This is a genomic window from Chryseobacterium hilariae, from assembly GCF_051400735.1.
Lineage (GTDB): Bacteria > Bacteroidota > Bacteroidia > Flavobacteriales > Weeksellaceae > Chryseobacterium.
The window spans coordinates 1102036-1125241 of record NZ_JBLFFJ010000001.1 but is presented as its reverse complement, the minus strand read 5'-3'; the positions used below and the strand labels follow the sequence as shown (position 1 = coordinate 1125241).

The following is a 23206-nucleotide window of genomic DNA, read 5'->3' as shown; positions in this document are numbered from 1 at the left end:
AAAAAAGATATTGCTTAAAATTAAACCTCAAGCTTCTTCTCAATTTCATTCGGATGATCCAGGCAATACTGCAGCTGGGTTTTATCCAGTTGCTTCTCCCAATTGGCTACAACTACCGTAGCCACCGAGTTTCCAATCACATTCGTTAAAGCCCTGCATTCACTCATGAATTTATCGATTCCCAGAATAAGAGTCATTCCCGCTATTGGAATTTCAGGAACGACGGCCAGCGTTGCGGCTAACGTTACAAAGCCCGCTCCCGTAACACCCGCAGCGCCTTTTGAGCTTAGCATGGCTACCAAAAGCAGCATCAGCTGTTTTTCCAGCGGAAGATCAATATTCAGAGCCTGAGCAATAAAAAGAGAAGCCAGTGTCATATAAATGTTTGTCCCATCCAGATTGAAAGAATACCCTGTGGGAACTACAAGACCTACAATAGCTCTTGAGCATCCTGCCTTTTCCAGTTTTTCCATAATTCCCGGAAGCGCTGATTCAGAAGAGCTGGTTCCTAAAACCAATAGAAGTTCCTCTTTAAGGTAAAACATCAGCTTGAAAATGCTGAATCCATTATACCAGGCCACTGCTCCTAAAATAATAACAACGAAAAGAATGGATGTGATATAGAAGGTTCCTACTAAATATATAAGATTCAACACGGAATGAAGACCATATTTCCCAATTGTAAATGCCATAGCACCGAAAGCTCCGATTGGCGCCAGCTTCATCAGCATATGGACAATTTTAAAAATTGGGGTAGAAAGATCCTGTAGAAAATCGGTTACTTTCTGGCTTTTTTCTTTGGTCAGAACCAGGGCGACACCCATGAGAATAGCTACCAGAAGCACCTGAAGTATATTTTCTCCTACCAGCGGACTGAAAAGCGTTTCAGGAATGATATTCATGATAAAGCCTGTCAGGGTAGTGTCGTGAGCCTTCTGCTGATACTGCGAAACATCGCCTGATAGAGTAGCAGGATCAATATTTAAACCGTGTCCCGGCTGTAAAATATTTCCTACAATCAATCCGATAATCAAGGCTAAAGTTGAAAATGTAAAAAAATAGATCATTGCTTTCACGGCAATGCGGCCAACTTTTTTAAGGTCAGTCATATGGGCAATTCCCAGTGTTAGAGTAATAAAGATCACCGGAGCGATGATCATTTTCACCAATTTGATGAATCCATCACCCAGCGGTTTCATTTTTTCACCCAGCTCAGGATAAAATCTTCCTAAAAGTATACCTGCTATTATGGCAATAATGACTTGAAAATAGAGCTGATGATAAAATTGTTTTGCTTTCAAAGGATTCTTTTTAGATTTTGAACGCAGAAAATTAAGAATTTTTATCTTAAAACATGACGAAAGTCAGTAAATTAATGATTTTAAGAAAAAACATGAATGAGATAGGAAAGATGAGGATTGGTTTTCAACTTCTAAAAGTCATTTTTATAAAAATGCTTCGACTCCGCTCAGCATGATACAATTTACATCAACGTTGTCATGCTGAGCGGAGTCGAAGCATCTATAGAATCACTACAAAATTATTCCACTGCAACAGAATCATCCCCGCGGCCGTCTGCCACAGCATGAATGTTTCCGTTATCGTCCATCAGGATCAGTTCTGTTTTTCCGATGTATTTTATTTTTTCGATCACATATTTTTTGGTTTTAAGAGCCATGATCGTACTTTCAGGGAAATTATTTTCTACCGTAATTTTTTCAGGGAGCCACTGATGATGGAATTTCGGTGCATTCACAGAAATATTGGCATTCAGTTTAAAATCTACCACATTCACGATAGACTGATAAACCGATGTAGGAATCGTTGTTCCGCCCGGTGTTCCCACCACCATGTATGGCTTTCCATTTTTAAGCAGGATGGTAGGAGTCATAGAAGAAAGCATTCTTTTATTTGGTTGTATAGAATTAGCTTCTCCACCTACGGCTCCAAACATATTCGGAACTCCCGGCTTGATAGAGAAATCATCCATTTCGTTATTTAGGAAGAAACCAGCACCCGAAACCACAACCTTACTTCCGTAATACCCGTTAAGTGTCGTTGTTACAGAAGCTGCATTGCCCTCTTTATCTATAACAGAAATATGGGTAGTTTGGGTGGATTCTTTTGGCTGACTGATGATTTTTCCAACTTCTGAACTTGGTGTCGCTTTACTGAAGCTGAAGCTTTTCCATCTATTCTTTAAATACGAATCAGAAATCAGATAAGTGGTTTTATCTTCAATAAAATCCGGGTCGCCCATGTATTCTGCCCTGTCTGCAAAAGCTCTTCTTTCAGCTTCCGTCATGATCTGTACAGCTTCCGTTGAATTTTGCTGGTATTTTTCCAGATTTTCATATCCGGCCATCGTCAGCATCTGGGCTAGCAATACGCCACCACTGGAAGGCAGAGGCATAGTAACTACACGACTTCCTTTATAATCGAATTCCAAAGGTTTTCTTTCTGCCGTTTTATAGTTTTTAAGATCCTCCAAAGTAATAATTCCGTTACCTTTCTTCATTTCGGAAACCATAAGTTCAGCAGTTTTTCCTTCATAGAATCCTTTTGCTCCCAGTTTCTGGATCAATCTCAATGTTGCAGCCAGTTCTTTCTGAACTAAAAGATCACCGGCCTTCCAGGGAGCATCTTTTACAAAAGCAATAGAGGATTTGTTATGTTTTAAGAAATTTTCTTTGTGTGTATTCAGCATATTGGCTTCCATTTCTGTAATGGTAAATCCTTTTTCCGCAAGATCAATAGCAGGCTGAATGATTTTATCCATCGGAAGCTTACAGTACTTTAAGGTCGCGAAAAATCCGGAGATACTTCCCGGTACACCTACCGCCAGTCTTCCGTATTGGGAAAGATCTGTATCCGCCTTTCCGTTTTTATCAACGTACATATCCTTAGACGCTTTTTTCGGGGCTGTTTCTCTGTAATCCAGGGTGAATTTCTCACCATTATTTTTAACACCTACTAAAAAGCCGCCGCCACCAATGTTTCCGGCCTGGGGATAAACTACAGCAAGAGCATATTGTGTTGCTACAACAGCATCGTAGGCATTTCCGCCCATCTTCATTACTTCGGCTCCTGCTTCGCTGGCAAGAGGATGCGCAGAAACCACTACACCTTTATTTTTTACTTTTACCTCCTTTATAATATTGAAATCAGTAAACTGAGCAGATGAAAAATTAAATGCCATAAATAGGGCAGCCAGAAATATTCGCTTCATAAGATTATGTTTAAGACAAAAGTAGATAATTTTAAAGAAACTGACCGGTCTTTAATAGTGTTTATCACTATATCATTCAATAGAAAATAAATTATTCCCTGAATTATTTATTTCACATGTAAAAAATCAATTGTATTAATGAATATTATGTTAATCTTCATTTTTATTGTTATATTAATCCTTGTTTTGTTGTTTTTAATGTATTTTTATAAATCAATTACTACTTTAAAAAATATATATGAAGAAAAATTATCAAAAAATTGCTTTGCTTGGAGTATTGTTTTTTATTTCAGCCCATGCCAATGCCCAAACTAAGGATTCTATAAAGACCAATCAGGTGGATGAAGTAAAAATTACTATTGGTTCACGAAATAAAGCAAGGGTTGCTACCGATACTCCGGTGCCGGTAGATGTTATCAATATTGGTTCTCAGTCAGTTTTAAGTCCCCAGATGGATCTTAATCAGATTTTGAATTATGCAGCACCTTCTTTTACCTCTAATTCTACCACTGTAGCAGATGGAACAGACCACGTGGATCCTGCCCAGTTAAGAGGACTTGGTCCCGATCAGGTGTTAGTTCTGCTTAACGGAAAAAGGAGACATACCTCTTCTTTGGTTAATATCAACGGTTCACCGGGCAGAGGTTCGGTAGGTACCGATCTTAATGCCATTCCTGCATTTGCTATTGAAAGGCTGGAAGTGCTGAGAGACGGAGCTTCTGCACAATACGGTTCTGATGCTATTGCAGGGGTTATTAATGTCATCATGAAGAAAAACACCAATGCTTTTACAGCCGCCATCACAGCGGGAGCTTTTAATTCAAAAGGAGCCAATGACCATCATGGAGGATGGGACGGTGGGAAATACCAGATAGATCTTAATTACGGGACTAAAATCGGGACCAATGGATTTATCAATTTCACGGCAAGTTTATTAAGCAGAGATGATACCAGAAGGGCTATGGCGGCAAGCGGAGATATTTTTAATGCCTATAATGCAATTGAACAGAGAGCGTTGGAAAACGGGGTAAATATTTCTTCACTTTTTGGTAATATTAATAATACTCCAAATACACAGCAAATCATAAACTATATCCATCAGTATGCCCCGCAGGTCGGTTATTTTACGGCACAGCAGCAGGCTGATATTCAATCTGCGAGCACTATTACGCAATTGCAGAACCTGTTGAAAGTTAATGTAACTGAAAATGAACTGGCTTACAGGAAATTAACAAGGGATGATTTTAATATGCGGGTAGGGCAGTCGAAACTGACATCCGGTCAGTTTTTTATGAATTCTGAATTTGATCTTTCATCATCTGTGAAAGGATACGCTTTTGGGGGAATTTCTTACAGAGATGGTAATGCAGCAGGCTTTTTCAGAAGACCTAACCAAAACAGAACTTCTACTTCAATATATCCTAATGGCTTTTTGCCTGAAATAGCCTCAGATGTTATTGATCTTTCTTTTGCGGGCGGATTTAAAGGAAAACTAGGAAATGTCAACTATGATATCAGTAATACCTTTGGGCAGAATACTTTTGATTATACCATAAAAAATACCGCCAATGCATCTATGTCTTATCCTGGCAAAACGGAATTTGATGCAGGTGGACTGAGTTTTATGCAAAATACCATCAATGCAGATTTCGATACAAAATTTGACTGGCTGAAAGGCTTTAATGTAGCCTTCGGAGGGGAAGCAAGATTTGAACGGTATAAAATAGAAAATGGAGAAGAGGCGTCATGGGCGCTTTATGATATCAATGGAAGGATCCAGACTCCATCAACTGTTGCTTCTTTGAAACCCACTGATTTTTTAGGAGCTACCAGACCGGGCGGATCGCAGGTGTTTCCCGGTTTTAGACCTGAAAACGCTTTAAATAAAGGGAGACGTTCCGTGGCGGCTTATGTGGACACAGAACTGGATGTTACAGATAAATGGCTTTTAAGTGCTGCTTTGCGCTATGAAAACTATTCAGATTTTGGATCTACATTCAATTATAAAATAGCAACACGGTATAAACTGACCGATCAGATTAATTTAAGAGCGGCTCATTCTACGGGATTCCGAGCTCCTTCCTTACAGCAGATTTATTTCAATGCCACGGCAACTCAGTTTGTAGGAGGTACAGCATTTGAGGTAGGGACATTTTCAAATGATTCAGAAGCTGCCAGACTCCTGGGCATTCCACAGCTGAAACAGGAAGAGTCAACGAGTTATTCTGCCGGTTTTACGGCAAAAATTCCACAGGCTAACCTTACTTTTACTGTTGACGGTTATTATATTAAGATCAAAAACAGGGTGGTTCTTACCGATCAGTTCTCAAGACCGGCCGGAACCTATGCAGAGGGAAGTCCTGAAAAAAATCTACAGAATCTTTTTGATAAGGCTAATGCCAATGCGGCTACATTTTTTGCCAATGCTATTGATACCCAGACTAAAGGAGTGGAAGGGGTGATTTCTCACAGAGGAAAATTTTCTGAAAAAGTTTCATTAAATTCTGATCTGGCAGTGACGGTGTCCAAGACCAACAGAGTAGGAGATATTCATGGTTCTGATGCCTTGATTAAAGCAGGGCAGGTCAATCGTTATTACTCGGAATCCAGCAGGATTTATCTTGAAGAGGCTGTACCAAGATTTAAAGCTTCTCTGAATAATGCCTTGGAAATTAGCAGATTTAATGTGCTTTTGAGAAATGTGTATTTTGGAAAAGTTACAGATCCGAATACGATGGATGCTAATGGAGATGGTATTGTAAATGGCGAGATCATTAATGGACAGGCTGTGGCTACAGAGCATCCTGTTTGGGGTGGAAAGGTGATTACAGATCTATCGGTAGGTTACAAATTCAGTAACAGTTTCAGACTGACTATTGGAGCTAATAACTTATTTGATATTTATCCGGATAAAAATTACGGACCAACTGCGGTGAAAGTGCCTGCTCTGGATACTTCCGGTAATTTGACTTATGTTAATGCCGCTCCTATAGACCTTACCAATCAGAATCAGTTCGTTTACTCCAGAAATACATCCCAGTTCGGGATGAATGGAAGATTTCTTTTTGCAAGGGTTAATCTGAGCTTTTAGGAATTTCTATTTGGTTATTATGAAAAAGGTATGTTTATGCATACCTTTTTTATTTTGGTTGATATGATTTTTTTACTTTTGTAGAATTCTAAAAAAAATATGTAAAATGGAATCCTATACGGAAAGAATACTAATTACGGGTGCTTTGGGACAGATCGGCACCGAACTGACAAACAGGCTTGTTGAAATTCACGGAGCTGATAATGTAGTAGCATCAGGACTGGACAGATGGCAAAAGGGAATTACTGCTGCCGGACATTATGAAAGAATGGATGTTACCAATACGCAGCTGGTAAGACAGGTCGTTAAAGACTACGAAATCACAACAGTGTATCATTTAGCATCGCTTTTGTCAGGAACTTCAGAAAAGCAGCCAATTTTTGCATGGAAGCTGAATCTTGAGCCTCTCCTTCATTTTTGTGAAATGGCAAAGGAAGGCCTTATTAAAAAGATCTTCTGGCCAAGCTCAATTGCGGTGTTTGGGAAAGGAATCCCAAAACAGAACGTAGGACAGGATGTGGTTCTGAATCCTACAACAGTATATGGGATCTCCAAAATGGCAGGAGAGAAGTGGTGTGAATATTATTTCGATAAGTATGGTGTAGATGTAAGAAGCATAAGATATCCGGGACTTATTTCGTGGAAGACTCCGGCTGGAGGTGGTACAACAGACTATGCTGTTGAGATTTTTTACGAAGCAATAGAAGAGGCAAAATACACAAGCTTCATTTCCGAAGATACCGGAATGCCGATGTTATACATGGATGATGCAATCAACGCAACATTGAAATTAATGGAAGCTCCGAAGGAAAGTCTTACCGTTCGTTCCTCCTATAATTTAGGCGGAATGTCATTTACCCCAAAAGAATTGGCAGAAGAAATCAAGAAAGAAATTCCTGATTTTTCTATCAATTATCAACCGGATTTCAGACAGGCCATTGCAGATTCTTGGCCGGCTTCCATTGATGATTCGGTAGCGAAAAAAGACTGGGGACTTACTTATGATTTCGGAATTTCTGAAATGACGAAGGACATGATTAAGAATCTTAAGGTGAAATTGAATAAGAATTAATTACTTAAAGTTTACATTTAAATAATTAACGTTTTAACATCTGATTTTTAATTAATTATAATATTTATCTAAAATTTAATTTAAATGATTTTATTGACTTTTAACATTTTGAATATAGAAGCTGAAGCGAAAAATGTTGCAGAAATTTCTGATGTGGAAAGACTGAAAATCACAGAAGACAACACAAAAGCTATTCTTCGGATTTTAGATATTCATGATATAAAAGCAAGTTTTTTTGTAGAGATTTCTATCGCAGAAAAACTGCAGAATTTAATAAAAGCAATTTCATCCAAAGGGCATGAAATTGCTTTTTATAATTTGAATTCCAATCTTCAGGAAATTGAAAATGTTAAAAAGAATATTCAGGATTTTCTGGAAAAACAGGTTAGAGGAATAAGGCAGAAAGATTTCAAGCTTCCTCAGCAGGATTTAAAATCTCTGGAGTTTAATTATGTTTCCAATATTGATAATGCAGATATCCTTTTTCCGTTCAAAAGACTGAAAAGAGATACGGAAATTAATGAAGAGGACGGACTGAGTATTGTCCCTGAAAGTATCTCACCGTACAGCCAGCTGCCCTATAATGATTTTGTATTTCAGATTCTGCCGATGAATTATTATCAGAATATGGTTTTTGAAACTCTGAAAAATGATGACTTTGTACTGATCTATCTCAATTCCTGGCAATTCACCGATTTTAAGAAATACAGATTTGATATTCCGTTTTACAGAAGTCTGTTTTCAGGCAAAAAAATGGAGGACAAACTGGATGCCCTCCTTACCTGGATCAACGAGAAGGAACTTGCCACTTCCCGTATGAAGGATTATATTTTTTAAATTTCTTTCTCGGAAGATTTTTATGCTCTCGCAGATTTAGGGATGTTTATGGATATGATGATCTATAGCCAGATAAGCAGGTTCAATAATACCTTTATCTCTCAACACTGTACAATCCAATTACAACGCAAACATCTGCATAATCTGCAAAATCTGTGAGAGACTATTTAAGACAACTCAAAAAGAGTTATTTCCGGTAAGACCCCAACTCTTCCGGGGTAACCAAGAACCCCAAATCCTCTGTTTACATACAACATTTTTCCTTCACTTTCATAAAGATCAGCCCATTTTGGGTAACGATACTGTACAGGAGACCATTTTACATTTTTCAGATCCAAACCAAACTGCATCCCGTGGGTGTGCCCTGAAAGTGTCAGGTGAATATTTCCAGGGTGCTTTTTTACGACATAATCGAAATGGGTAGGGTCATGGCTCATTAATATTTTCGGAGCGGATTCCGGGATGTTTTTTAAAGCGTCATCAATCTTTCCAAATTGAGGGAATGGTTTTAATCCCCAGTTTTCGACACCAAGGATGTACAGCTTTTCTCCATCTCTTTCAATGGCTCTGTTTTCATTTCTCAGCATATCAAAACCAGCCTGTTTTTCATATTCAATAAGAGCTTCAAGATTCCTCTTTTTAGCATCGTTAGACGTCCATGATACATAATCGCCGTAATCATGGTTTCCCAGCACCGCAAATTTTCCGTCTTTCGCTTTGATCTTAGAAAATAACGGGATGAAAGGTTTGAATTCATCTGCAACGTTATTGACCATATCGCCTGTAAAAAGAACAAGGTCAGGGTCTTGCTCATTAATTAAGTCAATGGCATGCTGTAATTTGTCCGGATCAGAAAAGCTGCCACTGTGAACGTCAGAGATCTGAATTATTTTATAGCCTTCGAAATTTTTAGAAAGCCCGGGTATTTTTACTTTTATTCTTCTTACGGTATGTCTGTACTTCCCAAATGTAATTCCATCGATAAAAAGAGCAGAAAGGACGCCTCCAAGGCCTAATCCTACCATACTCAGAAACTTTCTTCTTTCAGGGAAAAAATTCTCCTTCGGTTGCGTCAACCCTATCAGATATCCTCCTGTTCTGAAAATGTCATCAATTAATAAAAACAGAACTATAAAAATTTTAGGCAATATAAAGATCAGGAACAGCGAAAATGTGATCTGAACCCTCATCGAGCTTCTGTCCGATCTTTGGAAATGAGTAATTTCATAAGCGAAGATTCCGTAAACGACTAAAGATATCACCCAATAACCGATTCTTATCCATGAATTGTCGGTTAATGTTCTGATAGCCTGATAGATATAAGCTTCTAGGAACAGGAAGATGGCAGTGATGATCAAAAAATTTCTTTGCATGATAAATCTAAAAAAGCACAAAGAATACGTTTCCCTGTGCTTTATATTTTTTTGTTAATTAAATATTTTAAGGAAATCTGTAAACGATAGCATTGATGTTCATTCCGGCACCTACCGAAGTCATCACAATGTTACCTTTATCTTTAAACGTTTGACCCTCCATTTTTCCTTTAATTATTAAATCATACATCGTAGGAATGGTTGCTACGGACGTATTTCCGAGGTTCTGGATTGTCATAGGAGAAATTGAATGGTCGTAATCCTTCACGTCATACAGCTTGTGAAGTCTTTCAATCATGGCATAATCCATTTTTGCATTCGCCTGGTGAATCAGGATCTTGTCGATATCCTCAATGGAAAGTTCTGCAGCTTCAATAGTTTCCTTAATGGCTGAAGGAACATTTTTAAGGGCATATTCATAGATCTTTCTTCCCTGCATTCTTACATAAAGGCGTCTCTGGTCTACATTGGCGTTAATGGAAGGTGCATTTTCAAGATAACACAGCTCCGGACCGTTGTCACAGATAGTATTGTGGGCAATAATGCCTACATTTTCCTGATCTGTCGCCTGTACTACCACTGCTCCGGCTCCGTCGGCAAAAATCATTCTGTTTCTGTCATGCGGGTCAGTAACACGGCTCAATGTTTCTGCGCCTACCACAAGAATGGTTTTTGCAGCGCCTGCTTTGATAAGGTTGTCCGCAAGAATCATAGCTTCCACCCATCCCGGACATCCGAATATCATATCATACGTGATGCATTTTCTGTTTTTAATGCCCAGCCTGTTTTTTACTCTTGCTGCCATATTGGGCATAAAATTCACATATCCGTCTACAGTAACCTCTCCAAAGTTGCTCGCGTAAATAATGTAATCCAGCTGTTCACCATCTACTTTAGCATCCTCAAGAGCAGCTTTGGCTGCCTCGGAGCCGATCTGCGAGTTGGAAAGATCGTCTTCAATAAATCTTCTGTTTTCTATTTCTGTGATTTCTACAAACTTTGCGATGGTTTCTTCTGCAGGTTTTTCAATCTTAACTCCGTCTTCAGTGTAGAACTCAGAATCCATGAAATAATCTCTACCAATAACTCTGTTAGGAATATAGGATCCGGAACCAATAATGATCGTATTCGGCATTCGTTTATATGATTTTTTAAAGATGCAAAGTTAATAATTAATATTAATAACGGAGAATTAAAAATATTATTAAATTTGCAAAAATTGTACTTTACAATCGTATGAAAAACAACTCGTCCTTAAAAGGCTTACTTATTGCAGCTCTGGTGTTTATCGTTGCCTTTGGGGTCTACTTCTTTTTTTTAGCCAAGAAAAATTATTTTGTAGTAGACAACCCTACGCCCAATACGTATTATTTTAAGATCAATAACGGTTCTGAAGGAGTTATTTCTGCGGGCCAGTACGTTCATGTAGATATTAAAAAAGGAAAAAACTCTATCAAAGTTTTCGACCAAAACAAGAAAATGCTGTATGATTCTGCATTTGAAGTAAATAAGATTCGTGGACTGATTAATATTGCCCATCAGGATTATTATATTAATGATCAATATTATGGGTACAATCTTAAAAAAGATTCATTACTTTTGGCCCTGGACAAAATCACAATTGACGGAAAAGATTATTTCGGAGGAGCAAGACGCTTCAATAAGCTTTATACTGAAGATTTTTATTACAATGTAGATGAAGATTACGATAAGGTAATCAAAAACATCCAAAAGGTAGAATCAAGATCAAAGATTTTCAGAAAGCAGGATTTCCTAAATTATTACAAAGAATATTACAAGTTTTAAAGTTTTGACAAAAGATATTACCAAAGTTACTCCCTACAATTCTGAGGCAACCAAGAAAAGCCAGGTAGAGGATATGTTCGACAATATTGCACCGAAGTATGACCTTCTGAATCATGTTTTATCTATGAAAATTGATGTTTTATGGAGAAATACATTGGTGAAAATGATGAAAAAAGACAACCCGCACGAAGTGCTGGATGTGGCTACAGGAACGGGAGATTTAGCAATCACGATTGAAAAAGGAACCGGCGCGAAAGTAATTGGTTTGGATTTATCACAACAAATGCTGAATGTTGGCGTTATTAAAATAAAAAAACTTAAATTAGACGGCAAAATTTCCATGCAAAAGGGGGATGCAGAAAATTTACCTTTCGAGGACAATAGATTTGATGCTGTTTCCGTTGCATTTGGAGTGAGGAATTTTGAAAACCTTACCAAAGGTTTGGCAGAATTAAGAAGAGTAGTTAAAGATAACAAGAGTGTTTATATACTGGAGTTTTCAAAGGTTGAGGGGTTCTTAGGACCATTTTATATGTTTTATTTTAAAAATATATTACCTGCCATTGGCAGACTGGTTTCCAAAGATAATAGGGCATATACATACCTTCCGGATTCTGTAAATGCTTTTCCTTTCGGGGAAAAGATGAAACAAATTCTTTTAGATACAGGATTTAAGAAAGTAGAATATAAAAAATTAAGTTTAGGTATAGCCACAATTTATAAAGCAACAAAGTAACCTATGAATAAATTTCTATTAAGAGCACTGGTTTTAGCCTCAGTCAATATTGCAGTTTTTGCAGATGCACAGTTCAGAACCCGAAACAGAATGGATAAGTTGGAAGACTTTGACGAGCAGAAATTCAGTTGGGGTTTTTATTTGAATGGCAACAGGCTGGACTACCGTATCGTCCTACATCCAAGATATGGTTCGGAAGGTAATCAGAATCTTGTTAAATCCAGAGAAAGCTACAGTTTTGGTGCCGGCTTGATCGCCAAATGGAGACTGAATGACTATCTGGACTTAAGATTGGAACCAGGCTTGCAATTTGCTCAAAGGCAGTTGATTTTCAATACCCAGTCCAATGACCAGTATGCTGCTGGAACATTAACGAATCCGCCCTTTATTCCAATTCCTTTAACTGAGAAAGACAGAATAAGAGAGATAAAATCTACATTGGTAGATGTTCCTGTTTTGCTGGAGCTTCACGGGCAGAGATGGTACAATTCCAGACCCTATATTGCAGCAGGGGTGAACTATGTAGTGAATCTTCAATCTAATTCAGATTCTGAAGACGACAACATGCAGCAGGTTTTCAGATCCACGACGCATAACTTTGCTTGGTCTGCTGAAATGGGAATTCAATTTTATTTCAACAAATTTAAACTTACTCCGGCTATCAGAGGAACATTCTTCATGAACAACGAGAAAGTGGCAGATAATGCAACGACACCTCCATACTGGGCAACTGCAATGTCTACGCTTCAGACAAGAGCTGTAATGTTTGTTCTGAAATTTGAATAAGAAAATATACATTAAAAATATAAAAGGAGGTGCTTGTGCATCTCCTTTTTTTCGTGCTTAATCAAAATATAGAGACTTTTATTTTTGTTACTGTTATTATTTTTTTACTTTTGCTATTAGTTAGAATATAGAAAACCTGAAATGCTTCAAGATTTAGAAAACAATTTTTCAGAATTAGAGAAAAAGATTTTGCTTTTACAAAAGAACTATAAAAATCTTACTGAAAGACTATCTGAATTAACTGTTGAGCATGAAGAACTGAAAACGAAATATGATGAGGAAAGAAGAAGAAATCAGGTATTAGCAGAAGAACAAAAAAATATAAAACTTTATTCAGCAATATCAGGGAATCCTGAACACAACAGATTAATGAAAAACCATATCAACAGATTGGTAAAAGAAATTGATTTCTGTATTGCGCAGCTTCAAAACAGTGGACTATAATGGATGTAAGAAGAATAACCATCAACATTGCAGGAAGGGTATATCCGCTGAACGTACCAGCCGCAGAGGAAGAAACTCTGCGTAAAGTAGGAAAGCAGATTGAAAGTATGATTAAAGATTTTGAACAGAACTTCGATGTAAGAGACAAACAGGATGCTTTAGCTATGTGTGCCCTGAAACTGGGAACCAATGCTGAAGTAGTTTCTCTTAACTACGAAAAAAATATAAATTCTACCAACGAAAGATTAGTGCAGATTAATCAGTCGTTGAATGAAATTGGGAAATAGATTTTTTCCTATCAGACTGCCTACAATAATTCTAACACATTTAAGGTAAACTCAACGCTAAACAATTACCGAGCAAATGTCCGCTGAATGGCGTGCCGGGTCTCCCGGATTACAGACAGAGGAAATCAGTTCAAATCGTGTTGATTAGGAGTTTACTCTCAATCCCTGAATTGTTGTAGGTTTTTTTTTATTTAGATAAGTGTAAGACAATTAAAACTCAATATATATTATGACAACAGCCATTATAGTCGGCGTTATTTGCTTAGTTGTAGGAGCGGTGTTAGGGATTCTTTTCTCTAAGAGCTCGCTAAATACCAAAGCAAAATTTATTGTAGATGATGCAAAGAAAAATGCCGAAAACCTTATAGAAAAAGCAAACGTTCAAGCTGAATCCATAAAGAAAGAAAAGAATCTACAGGCCAAAGAAAAATTTTTGGAACTGAAATCCCAGCATGATGCAGACATCCAGTCCCGTGAGAAAAAAATGCAGGAAATTGAAAAGAGAATTAAAGATAAGGAACATAAGCTTAACGATGAGCTTAGCAAGACCGGAAAACTTGAAAAAGATCTAGACAAGCAGATTGCAGATTATGCTAAGAAAAACGAGATCTTAGACAGAAAGCAGCAGGAACTGGATGTGGCTACCACTAAGAAGGTAGAGATTCTTGAAAAAATAGCCAATTATACGGCAGAAGAAGCTAAAGCAGAATTGGTAGAAACCATGAAGGCAGAAGCTAAAACAAGAGCTCAGGCGCACGTTCAGGGCATTATGGAAGAAGCACAGCTAAATGCTAAGAACGAAGCAAGAAAGATTGTTATCCAGACGATCCAGAGAATCGGAACCGAGCAGGCAATCGAAAATTCAGTATCGGTTTTCAATATTGAATCAGATGAGGTAAAAGGTAGAATCATTGGTAGAGAAGGTAGAAACATCCGTGCTTTAGAAGCGGTAACAGGTGTTGAAATTATCGTAGATGATACTCCGGAAGCTATTCTTCTTTCATGCTTTGACCCGGTGAGAAGAGAAATTGCAAGACTGTCCCTCCACAGATTGGTAACGGATGGAAGAATTCACCCGGCAAGAATTGAAGAAGTAGTAGAAAAAACAAGAAAACAGATCGAAGAAGAGATTATTGAAGTAGGAAAAAGAACAATCATTGATCTGGGAATCCACGGATTACACCCTGAACTGATCAAAATTGTAGGTAGAATGAAATACCGTTCTTCTTACGGACAAAATTTGTTACAGCACTCAAGAGAAGTCGCGAATATTGCTGCAACAATGGCTGCAGAGTTAGGATTGAATGTAAAATTAGCCAAAAGAGCAGGTCTTTTACACGATATCGGTAAAGTGCCTGAGCAGGAGTCTGAACTTCCTCACGCTCTATTAGGAATGCAGTGGGCTGAAAAATATGGTGAAAACGCAGAAGTTGTTAACGCAATCGGAGCTCACCACGACGAAATTGAAATGAAGTCATTGTTATCACCGATCATCCAGGTGGCCGATGCCATCTCTGGAGCAAGGCCGGGAGCAAGAAGACAGGTTCTGGAATCTTACATCCAGAGACTGAAAGATCTTGAATCTGCAGCATTAAGCTTCGATGGAGTTTCCAGTGCATATGCGATCCAGGCAGGTAGAGAACTGAGAGTAATGGTAGAAAGCGGAAAAGTAAGTGATGAAACAGCCAATCAACTGTCTTATGACATCTCTGAAAAGATCCAGAATGAACTGACGTATCCGGGACAGGTAAAAGTAACTGTAATCCGTGAAACAAGAGCAGTGAATATCGCAAGATAATAACGCAATCAAGATATTTTATAAAAACCTTTCAAGAGATTGAAAGGTTTTTTATTTTTATCAAAACTTAAAAATGCAAGAACTGTCTTTGTCTTCAAAACTGAAGTACATCTTTTCAATTCCCGTTATTATTTCCGCTCTGGGCTATTTTGTAGATATCTACGACCTGCTTTTATTCGGTATCGTACGAATTCCGAGTTTGAAAGCTTTAGGTCTGAATCCCGATGCTGACGGAACCTTTATCCTGAACTGCCAGATGGTAGGTCTTCTTATCGGTGGAGTTTTCTGGGGTGTTTTTGGAGATAAAAAGGGGCGGCTTTCCGTACTTTTCGGGTCCATCTTAGTGTATTCTCTTGCCAATATAGCCTGTGGATTTTTACCCTATTTTCCCAAAGAGCATCTGGTGTACCAATATGCGGGCTTAAGGTTTATTGCAGGAATAGGCCTGGCCGGAGAGCTTGGAGCCGGAATTACCCTGGTTTCTGAAAGCCTGCCGAAGAGCCTGCGGGCAATCGGAACTTCTGTAGTAGCCGGTTTCGGATTGATGGGCGCAGTAGTAGCCCAGCTTACTGTAGAACTGGCAGGAGGGTGGAATATTTCATACATTATCGGCGGAATTATGGGAATCATGCTGTTAATTTTAAGGGTAAGCGTATCAGAATCAGGAATTTATAAAAATATAGAGCATAGAAGTGTTTCCAAAGGAAATTTTCTTTCTTTTTTTACCCACAAAGAACGTTTGACCAGGTATCTCAAATGCATAGCAGTAGGCTTGCCTACATGGTATTGTATAGGTATTCTGGCGGTTTTAGCAAATCAGTTTGCCCCTGAATTAGGAATTAAAGATCTGAATCCCGGAAAGGCCATTATGTGGGCTTATATAGGTATTTCTGTTGGTGATCTCATGAGCGGCTTTATTTCCCATGCACTGAAATCCCGAAAAATGGCTATTTTTTATATGCTGCTGTTCACGGTAATCGGCGTGGCGATCATGTTGTTTGGAAATACCAATACGGAAACAAAATACTATATGTTCTGTGTCTGGCTGGGCTTGGGTACTGGATATTGGGCAATGTTTGTGACCCTTGCGGCAGAACAGTTCGGGACCAATATCAGAAATACGGCAACCACTACCGTACCCAATATGGTAAGAGGTCTGGTTCCTGTAATGATCCTGGCATTTGATCTGCTGAAAAATAATTTCACTGTCATTATAAGTGCAGCAATTGTAGGAATTGTGGTATTCGGACTGGCTTTTTATTCCTCGCTCACCATTTCAGAAACGCATGATAAAGACCTGGAATTTATTGAATAATATAACAGTTTTAACAAAGACTGTCTCTTTTTAAGTGCAACAAAATAAATAAATTAACATTTTATTGGGTTTTATATAATTATTAATTGTTTAATTTTGAAAGTAAAGGAAATTAATTCTATTGTTTAATTAAAATCAAAACATCATGTCACAGGAAATTTTTAAAAAAGCAAAAAAGTTAAAAAAGGATGACCTTAAAAACATTATAGGAGGAGTTGGTGGAGTAATCACTCCGGATCTTTCACAATGTGGCTGTAGCTGTACAGGTGCAGTGACAGGTCCATCTTATTGTGTAAAGTATAAGAAGTGTCTGCAGGTAATCACCTGTTAATACAAACATTTCAGTAAAACCTTTCGAGCAATTGAAAGGTTTTATTTATTAAAGTCTAAGAAAATTCCAAAAACAAAAAAATTCTGTTGACATTCTCTTCAACGGTTTTATGACTGTTAAAAGAAACAACATAATAATATTGTTTAATAAATGTTAACCGGTATTATTTCTTTTGTAACGTAATAAAAGTAATGAAATCAACCTATTATTAAAAATTTAATTAAATTATGTTGCGAATAATTAATATTTGTTTAACTTTGGAAGGTAACTAAGCTATATTGTTTAATCTCAAATCAAATCATTTAACATTATGAAAAATGCTAAGAAATTAAAAAAAACAGATCTAAAGAACATTATTGGAGGAATCAGCGGAACCCCTGATTTATCACTTTGCGGATGCAGCTGCTCAGGTTCTGTAACCGGACCTTGGTACTGTGTACAGCATATTGCTTGTACACAAGGATATAACTGTGGTTCAGAAATCTAAGAACTAAACATTTCCACATTTAATACTCAAAAGCCTTTTGGATTTTCAAAAGGCTTTTGTATTTAAGAATTTTTGTGCTTTCAGATTATCAATTTGTTTAAATCGATTGTCTGAAAATCTGTCGGCCGAATAAAACAAGTTGAAGCAGTAGTACGTTTATACTTTAAATTGAACTATATCCATATTAATCTCCAATTCTAAAAATCAGTAAGTGGGTTGATTGCGCTATCAGAGTCATTCCGTTTCCTGTACAGTTTCCAGACTGCCCTCTCCCCAAAGTCACCTGCCAGGTCCTGTTTCCCGTAAACGTTGTTGTATAGATAATATTACCACCATGATTAGATTTTGTTCCTCCAAGGTGGCTGGCTGTACTGTGTACCCTTGTAAAGCCATCAGAGCTTTCCGGAAAGTCAACAACATATGAACTTATAGTACAGCCTGTTGCATCGTGCGTTGCTTCATATACAAATGTCATCTGATAGGTACCCGCCGGAAATGTAATGCTAGAAGTAGATGCATTATAGGTAAGGCCGGGTATGGCATTTTTAATTTGTGAAAGATTAAATACCCTTGTTTTAAAGCCTGCAGCCTGTGAACTTAAAAAGTTTGGAATATCAGCAGTAAGTCTAAAATAGGCAGGCAGAGGGGTTGAAATGTCAGGACTCATTTTATGCCAGACGCTGCCATCAAAGTAATAATAACCTACTGCGTTGATATTAATTCTCTGTGAAGCATTATCTCCCCCACTGATGTCTGTGATATAGATCATAGTGCCTCTTTCATTTGTGGTATATAATGTATTTCCTTTATTGGTAAGCTCTTGCCGGGTAAGTCTCGGTACGGTAACACCATCTTTTTTAGATAGATCAGTGGGACTTGCAGTGACATCAAGCGTTGTTCTTGGAGAAGTTGTATTGATACCGACTTGTGAAAAGAAAAGAATCGGCACAAAACAAATTGTTAAAACAATAGTCTTTTTCATATGGTTTTTGTTAATGTTTATATTTTTTTTCAATATTTTAGTGTTGTAAAATTTATGGGAAGTACTATATTAAGTATACTTTGCTTGCATATAAGGTGCATAAACTGATCGCAGGACATCCTGTTATCCTCCTAAGGCAATCACTGAAACCTGGGCACTGGTAACAGAATGAGTTCTTGTGAAATAGCTAGTAAATTTGAAAGTATCACCAGGATTTAAATAAGTAACATAGGTAAAATTCTGATTAATTGTGTGAGTTCCGTCAAGATATCCGCCAGCTGTGGAATTTTTTACACTATTGTTAACTAATAAATTAACTACTGATGTTCCGCCAGTTGGATTATTCATGCTGACATCCTTGTTTACGGTTATTGTAATTTGATGATATCCTGATTTTAAAGCTGTATATTCTCCGGTAGCTGAATTATAAGTAAAATTATTTAGAAGAGCATTCGTATTAAAAGTAACTGTTGCATCGAAATTCGCTGCAATATTAGAGGTGGCAGTTGTTTTATTTCCCACTACTGAAGTGCTGGGGATGAAAAGACTATTATTTACTTTTAATACTCCATTAGGATCAGTAACAACCAGTTTATCACTGGAATCATTGCTGGTGTTTGTATTGATGTCTCTGATTCTGACATTTCCGGTTGCTACATCTACAGATTCTGTAGGCTGTGGCGTGTGTATACCTATTTGTGAAAAAAAAAATCCGGACGAAAATATAAATAGCAGGCTTAAAATTGGTTTTCTCATTTTAAGAATTAATTCTATATTCTAAATTCTAAAACAAACTTATACAATATTTAAATTGAATGAATTAATAGGACATACATCAAATGTACATCGTTATATTAAGTTATTGATTATCAATTTTTTTTTTTAATCTGTGCCATAGAAGAAAGCAGTCTTTGAATAAATGTAAATACTGTTATATAAAGTTTGTGAGTGGTTTTTATCGGGACGACTAACCTATAATAATGTAAACTAAACTTCCTATACTGATGACAGCCCATAAAATAACAGCTGCAGCCAATGGTTTGAAACCTATTGTTTTTAAAGTTTGAATCGATAGGGTAGAACCTATAAAAAATAAGGTCAGATTCAACCCGGATTTTGCCACAGCTGTGACAGAAGTATTTAAGTGCTCCGGAAAAGGAAAGTAGGTATTGAGCAGGATAGCCATAATAAAATAACCGATAAACCATGGGATTTTTATCTTGGATTCTTTATTTTTAAAGATAAACATGGTAATGATTGAAACCGGAATAATCCATAAAGCACGGGCCAGTTTCACTGTAGTAGCAATCTTTAAAGCTTCATTTCCATACTTTCCGGCTGCACCTACAACAGAGCTTGTGTCATGAATTCCAACGGCACACCATAGCCCGAACTGCTCCTGCGAGAGATGCAGCAGATGTCCAATCGCAGGATACATAAATAAAGCCACCGAATTCAATGTAAAAACAATGGCAAGTCCCAAAGAAATTTCTTTTGTGCTGGGTTTTATGATAGGAGAAACGGCTGCAATAGCACTTCCGCCGCAGATCGCTGTTCCTGCAGAGATCAGATAGGAAAGTTTTTTCTCAAGTTTGAATACTTTTCCCAAGACATATCCAAGAATCATCACTGTCAGAATACTCACCACCGTTAAAAAGAATCCTGTTTTTCCAGCCTGGAGCGCTTCATCCAGCTTAAGTCCGAAACCCAGTCCAACAATGGAAATCTGAAGAAGCAGATGAATGTATTTGTGCAGATGCTGCTCAAACGGATTCCCTATAAAAACAGCAAGGCCAAAGCCTAAGGCCAGAGCTATGGGAGAAGAAATTAGTGGAGTAAGGCATATAACGGCAAGCAGAATAAAAACAGCTTTTCGTATTTTTTCATTTTGGATGAAGTCTTTCATAAAATAAGTTTTGAAATCAGACTCCAAAGTTCCGGAATGTAGTATTACAAAATAAATCGTATTTTATTATAGTGAATAACTTTTGGTTATGTGTTAAGTGGGAGAGTTTGGGATTGATAGGGGTTGTGAGTCTTAGAGTTTTTAAAGTAAACGAGTTAAGAAGTGTTGTCAGTTGCTGGTTATTAGTTCGTATTAGTTAAGTTAACGAGTTATCATCTGATGTATCTGATAGCTAGCATCTTGATTCTTGGCTCTTGATTCTTTTCTACAAACATAAAATCACCATTCACTTGCGAAGCAAAATTCATCTTTGACATCCATAGTTTAAACTGTAATCTCTAATCCCTAAAACCTGCCATCTGCTCCCTAACTCCTTACAAATCTCAGAAAAAGCTTAATCATTTCAGACTGATCACCTTTCGGAAGAATGAAATGAAAGTTCCTCTCAATGCTGAAGTTTTTAATATCAACAATAGTCAGGCTATTATTCTTCAGTTCATTCAAAATGGTGCTGATGGACAGGAATGCCATACAATCGGAGTGTAAAAGGTAATTCTTGATACTTTCACTGCTTCCCAGCTGCATGACGGTATTCAGCTCTTCAATATTAATTCCTTTTTCCTTTAAGCGGTTCTGGATGAATTCCTGAGTGCCGGAACCCTGTTCCCGGAAGATCAGATTCAGATCATAAAGATCTTTTAAACTTAAGGTTTTATGGGCCCATGGATGTTCTGTTTTTGCCGTAAGGACAATTTCATCAGCTTTGAAAATTTTATAATCAAAAAAGGATGACTGGGATTCCCCTTCGATAATTCCCAGGTCGATCTTTCCTTCCTTCAGAAGTTCGGAAATAATCTCAGTATTATGAGCGATCAGTTCAATCTTAATATCCTTATAATAAGAGTTGAATTTGGCCAATATTTCAGGCAATACATACTGCGCAACGCTGGTGCTGGCTCCAATAATCAGTTTTCCCTTATGCTGTTCATTAATTTGACTGATTTCAAATTCCAGATCACGATACATATTCCGGATCTTTTCTGCATATTCATATAAAATTTTGCCACTTTGAGTAAGCTGTACCGAAGTTCCTTTTCTGTCAAACAGTTTGGTGCCCATCTGATTTTCAATTTCTTTGATGTGCTTGGTCACGGCCGGCTGTGAAATATGAAGTTCCTCAGAAGCTTTAGTAAAACTCAGTCTGGATGCGGCTGTATGAAAAACTTTTAATCTGTAGTCAAACATTTTTATTGTGAACTTGTAATAACAAACTTAGTGAAATTATGCGGGGTCTTAAGGCTGAGAGTTTGAGTGTTGCAGAGTTTGAGTGCCATATAATGCTGATTTTTTTGTTAGAGACAAACCCCTCACACGCTAAACTCTTACACTTTTCATAAATCTGAAATAGACCTGTCCCGTTCGCTTTCATACCGTCTGTTCTTTGCCTGCCCAATTTTCTGCTTTGTATAAATGCTGTTGTGCCCGGAAAACAGATAAGAAACCACACAGGCAATAGCTATATAAACTCCGCTTTCTGCTCCGAATAGCTCGATTCCCATAAGCATACAGGCCAGTGGAGTATTGGTTGCTCCAGCGAACACAGCGACAAAACCCATTCCGGCCAAAAGGCCAAACGGTAAAGGAATAAACAGGGAGAGAGCACTTCCGAGAGTGGCACCGATAAAAAATAAAGGAGTTACTTCACCGCCTTTAAATCCCGCTGAAAGAGTGACAATGGTAAAGACCATTTTTAAAGCAAAATCATAGAACGGAAGCTGTTTTTCGAATGACTCCACAATGACAGGAATTCCCAATCCGATATATCTCGTGGTTCCCATCGCAAGAACAGCCAAAGCAACAATAATTCCTCCAACTACAGGACGGAATGGCGGATATTTGATCTTAAATTTAAAAATTGAACCCGACCAATGGAGGATTCTGCTAAAGCCTGCAGAGCAGATCCCGAAGGCAATTCCGGCTAAAATACTGTACAAAACAGGTAAGAATTCCAGCTTCGGAATGAAATCTATATGATAATGAGTATGTTTTACATTCCAAAGATTGGTAACCAGATCTGCAAGAATTGCTGATGCAAAAGCCGGGAAAATAGCGTTATACCGCATTCTTCCGATCAGGAAAACTTCAAGCCCGAAAACTGCACCGGCCAAAGGGGTTCCGAAAATAGACCCGAAACCTGCTGCAATTGCGGCAATGAGAAGAATTTTTCGTTCACTTTTATCAAGCTTAAAAGGTTTACTGAGCTGGTCTGCTATAGCTCCCGCCATCTGAAGGGCAGTTCCTTCCCGGCCGGCAGAACCCCCGAAGAAATGCGTAACCATGGTTCCCAGATATACAAAAGGAGCCATTTTAAACGGAATAATTCCCTTCGGATCATGAATATTGTCAATCAGCAAATTGTTTCCTGCTTCTACATCCTTTCCATAGTAATAATAGAGGAGGCCAATAAGAAAACCGGCAACTGGAAGCAGGGCAATCAGCCAGATGTGATTTTCCCTGAAGTTCGTAGCCCATTCTAAGGATACCAGGAATCCTGCAGACGCCGTTCCTACCAAAGCACCAATAATCATGCTTATGCAAAGCCATTTTAAAATATAGGGCAGGGCAGGATATTTTCTGAAAAAGTATTGAGTATGAAAAATTGCTTTTCTCTGTAGTGTTCTTTGTAGTTTTGACATAATTATCCTGACAAGTTATTGGTTAATAAT

Annotated in this window: 21 protein-coding genes; 12 read left to right on the top strand and 9 right to left on the bottom strand. The window is 37.8% G+C overall.

Features of this window, described 5'->3' with window-relative positions; all coding sequences use genetic code 11:
- Window positions 1-20 precede the first annotated feature (20 nt).
- Both ACMGDK_RS05225 and ggt read right to left on the bottom strand, forming a co-directional pair.
- The gene (locus ACMGDK_RS05225) at window positions 21-1301 is read right to left on the bottom strand and encodes a dicarboxylate/amino acid:cation symporter (RefSeq protein ID WP_436806955.1); all 1281 of its coding nucleotides are present in this window, start codon (window positions 1299-1301) and stop codon (window positions 21-23) included.
- A gap of 239 nt (window positions 1302-1540) precedes the next feature.
- Window positions 1541-3229, bottom strand: a complete 1689-nt coding sequence (gene ggt / locus ACMGDK_RS05220) for a gamma-glutamyltransferase (RefSeq protein WP_436806954.1) — start codon at window positions 3227-3229, stop codon at window positions 1541-1543.
- Window positions 3230-3467: 238 nt separating this feature from the next.
- On the opposite strand from ggt, the gene ACMGDK_RS05215 reads away from it, so the two are divergent.
- The 3 genes from ACMGDK_RS05215 (at window position 3468) to ACMGDK_RS05205 (ending at window position 8229) form a co-directional block, all read left to right on the top strand.
- Window positions 3468-6320 (top strand): TonB-dependent receptor plug domain-containing protein, encoded by a 2853-nt coding sequence (locus ACMGDK_RS05215; RefSeq protein ID WP_436806953.1) that lies wholly within the window; start codon window positions 3468-3470, stop codon window positions 6318-6320.
- 106 nt (window positions 6321-6426) lie between these two features.
- Window positions 6427-7392, top strand: a complete 966-nt coding sequence (locus ACMGDK_RS05210) for an NAD-dependent epimerase/dehydratase family protein (protein WP_436806952.1) — start codon at window positions 6427-6429, stop codon at window positions 7390-7392.
- Between the two features lie 84 nt (window positions 7393-7476).
- Window positions 7477-8229 (top strand): polysaccharide deacetylase family protein, encoded by a 753-nt coding sequence (locus ACMGDK_RS05205; protein ID WP_436806951.1) that lies wholly within the window; start codon window positions 7477-7479, stop codon window positions 8227-8229.
- Between the two features lie 167 nt (window positions 8230-8396).
- Here the strand turns inward: ACMGDK_RS05205 and ACMGDK_RS05200 are convergent, their stop codons facing one another.
- Both ACMGDK_RS05200 and ACMGDK_RS05195 read right to left on the bottom strand, forming a co-directional pair.
- On the bottom strand, window positions 8397-9602 hold the full coding sequence (locus ACMGDK_RS05200) for a metallophosphoesterase (protein WP_436806950.1): 1206 nt from the start codon (window positions 9600-9602) through the stop codon (window positions 8397-8399).
- A gap of 67 nt (window positions 9603-9669) precedes the next feature.
- Complete coding sequence (locus tag ACMGDK_RS05195; RefSeq protein WP_436806949.1) at window positions 9670-10737, bottom strand: 3-oxoacyl-ACP synthase III family protein; 1068 nt, start codon at window positions 10735-10737, stop codon at window positions 9670-9672.
- Between the two features lie 101 nt (window positions 10738-10838).
- On the opposite strand from ACMGDK_RS05195, the gene ACMGDK_RS05190 reads away from it, so the two are divergent.
- From ACMGDK_RS05190 to ACMGDK_RS05150, 9 genes are all read left to right on the top strand, one after another.
- A complete protein-coding gene (locus ACMGDK_RS05190; RefSeq protein ID WP_436806948.1) occupies window positions 10839-11408 on the top strand; it encodes a hypothetical protein in 570 nt (189 codons plus the stop codon).
- A 4-nt stretch (window positions 11409-11412) separates the two neighbouring features.
- Complete coding sequence (gene ubiE, locus ACMGDK_RS05185) at window positions 11413-12144, top strand: bifunctional demethylmenaquinone methyltransferase/2-methoxy-6-polyprenyl-1,4-benzoquinol methylase UbiE (protein WP_436806947.1); 732 nt, start codon at window positions 11413-11415, stop codon at window positions 12142-12144.
- A 3-nt stretch (window positions 12145-12147) separates the two neighbouring features.
- Window positions 12148-12930, top strand: coding sequence for a type IX secretion/gliding motility protein PorT/SprT (gene porT / locus ACMGDK_RS05180; RefSeq protein WP_436806946.1), 783 nt, complete (start codon window positions 12148-12150; stop codon window positions 12928-12930).
- Between the two features lie 141 nt (window positions 12931-13071).
- Complete coding sequence (locus ACMGDK_RS05175) at window positions 13072-13374, top strand: hypothetical protein (RefSeq protein WP_111957771.1); 303 nt, start codon at window positions 13072-13074, stop codon at window positions 13372-13374.
- Complete coding sequence (locus tag ACMGDK_RS05170) at window positions 13374-13661, top strand: cell division protein ZapA (RefSeq protein ID WP_111957769.1); 288 nt, start codon at window positions 13374-13376, stop codon at window positions 13659-13661. Before ACMGDK_RS05175 ends, ACMGDK_RS05170 begins: the two co-directional genes overlap by 1 nt.
- Before the next feature lie 229 nt (window positions 13662-13890).
- Window positions 13891-15459, top strand: coding sequence for a ribonuclease Y (gene rny, locus ACMGDK_RS05165; protein ID WP_436806945.1), 1569 nt, complete (start codon window positions 13891-13893; stop codon window positions 15457-15459).
- 73 nt (window positions 15460-15532) lie between these two features.
- Window positions 15533-16774: an MFS transporter gene (locus tag ACMGDK_RS05160; RefSeq protein WP_436806944.1), complete on the top strand. Its 1242-nt coding sequence runs from the start codon at window positions 15533-15535 to the stop codon at window positions 16772-16774.
- Between the two features lie 145 nt (window positions 16775-16919).
- A complete protein-coding gene (locus ACMGDK_RS05155; protein ID WP_436806943.1) occupies window positions 16920-17105 on the top strand; it encodes a hypothetical protein in 186 nt (61 codons plus the stop codon).
- A gap of 310 nt (window positions 17106-17415) precedes the next feature.
- Entirely contained in the window at window positions 17416-17592 is a 177-nt protein-coding gene (locus ACMGDK_RS05150) for a hypothetical protein (RefSeq protein ID WP_436806942.1), read from the top strand.
- 184 nt (window positions 17593-17776) lie between these two features.
- On the opposite strand, the gene ACMGDK_RS05145 is transcribed toward ACMGDK_RS05150, so the two are convergent.
- The 5 genes from ACMGDK_RS05145 to ACMGDK_RS05125 all read right to left on the bottom strand — a co-directional run bounded on the left by ACMGDK_RS05145 (window position 17777) and on the right by ACMGDK_RS05125 (window position 23176).
- Window positions 17777-18574, bottom strand: a complete 798-nt coding sequence (locus ACMGDK_RS05145; RefSeq protein WP_436806941.1) for a phage tail-like protein — start codon at window positions 18572-18574, stop codon at window positions 17777-17779.
- A gap of 123 nt (window positions 18575-18697) precedes the next feature.
- Window positions 18698-19330, bottom strand: coding sequence for a hypothetical protein (locus ACMGDK_RS05140; protein WP_436806940.1), 633 nt, complete (start codon window positions 19328-19330; stop codon window positions 18698-18700).
- A 211-nt stretch (window positions 19331-19541) separates the two neighbouring features.
- Window positions 19542-20480 (bottom strand): YeiH family protein, encoded by a 939-nt coding sequence (locus ACMGDK_RS05135; protein WP_436806939.1) that lies wholly within the window; start codon window positions 20478-20480, stop codon window positions 19542-19544.
- Window positions 20481-20846: 366 nt separating this feature from the next.
- Entirely contained in the window at window positions 20847-21725 is an 879-nt protein-coding gene (locus ACMGDK_RS05130; protein WP_436806938.1) for a LysR substrate-binding domain-containing protein, read from the bottom strand.
- A 146-nt stretch (window positions 21726-21871) separates the two neighbouring features.
- A complete protein-coding gene (locus ACMGDK_RS05125; protein ID WP_436806937.1) occupies window positions 21872-23176 on the bottom strand; it encodes a voltage-gated chloride channel family protein in 1305 nt (434 codons plus the stop codon).
- Window positions 23177-23206 lie beyond the last annotated feature (30 nt).

Coding starts and splice junctions, on each gene's coding strand:
- ACMGDK_RS05125 (WP_436806937.1), bottom strand. CDS start 23,176: ATGTCAAAACTACAAAGAACACTACAGAGAAAAGCAATTTTTCATACT.
- ACMGDK_RS05130 (WP_436806938.1), bottom strand. CDS start 21,725: ATGTTTGACTACAGATTAAAAGTTTTTCATACAGCCGCATCCAGACTG.
- ACMGDK_RS05190 (WP_436806948.1), top strand. CDS start 10,839: ATGAAAAACAACTCGTCCTTAAAAGGCTTACTTATTGCAGCTCTGGTG.
- porT (WP_436806946.1), top strand. CDS start 12,148: ATGAATAAATTTCTATTAAGAGCACTGGTTTTAGCCTCAGTCAATATT.
- ACMGDK_RS05140 (WP_436806940.1), bottom strand. CDS start 19,330: ATGAGAAAACCAATTTTAAGCCTGCTATTTATATTTTCGTCCGGATTT.
- ACMGDK_RS05195 (WP_436806949.1), bottom strand. CDS start 10,737: ATGCCGAATACGATCATTATTGGTTCCGGATCCTATATTCCTAACAGA.
- ACMGDK_RS05135 (WP_436806939.1), bottom strand. CDS start 20,480: ATGAAAGACTTCATCCAAAATGAAAAAATACGAAAAGCTGTTTTTATT.
- rny (WP_436806945.1), top strand. CDS start 13,891: ATGACAACAGCCATTATAGTCGGCGTTATTTGCTTAGTTGTAGGAGCG.
- ACMGDK_RS05205 (WP_436806951.1), top strand. CDS start 7,477: ATGATTTTATTGACTTTTAACATTTTGAATATAGAAGCTGAAGCGAAA.
- ACMGDK_RS05175 (WP_111957771.1), top strand. CDS start 13,072: ATGCTTCAAGATTTAGAAAACAATTTTTCAGAATTAGAGAAAAAGATT.
- ACMGDK_RS05160 (WP_436806944.1), top strand. CDS start 15,533: ATGCAAGAACTGTCTTTGTCTTCAAAACTGAAGTACATCTTTTCAATT.
- ACMGDK_RS05200 (WP_436806950.1), bottom strand. CDS start 9,602: ATGCAAAGAAATTTTTTGATCATCACTGCCATCTTCCTGTTCCTAGAA.
- ggt (WP_436806954.1), bottom strand. CDS start 3,229: ATGAAGCGAATATTTCTGGCTGCCCTATTTATGGCATTTAATTTTTCA.
- ACMGDK_RS05145 (WP_436806941.1), bottom strand. CDS start 18,574: ATGAAAAAGACTATTGTTTTAACAATTTGTTTTGTGCCGATTCTTTTC.
- ACMGDK_RS05170 (WP_111957769.1), top strand. CDS start 13,374: ATGGATGTAAGAAGAATAACCATCAACATTGCAGGAAGGGTATATCCG.
- ACMGDK_RS05150 (WP_436806942.1), top strand. CDS start 17,416: ATGAAAAATGCTAAGAAATTAAAAAAAACAGATCTAAAGAACATTATT.
- ACMGDK_RS05155 (WP_436806943.1), top strand. CDS start 16,920: ATGTCACAGGAAATTTTTAAAAAAGCAAAAAAGTTAAAAAAGGATGAC.
- ACMGDK_RS05215 (WP_436806953.1), top strand. CDS start 3,468: ATGAAGAAAAATTATCAAAAAATTGCTTTGCTTGGAGTATTGTTTTTT.
- ACMGDK_RS05210 (WP_436806952.1), top strand. CDS start 6,427: ATGGAATCCTATACGGAAAGAATACTAATTACGGGTGCTTTGGGACAG.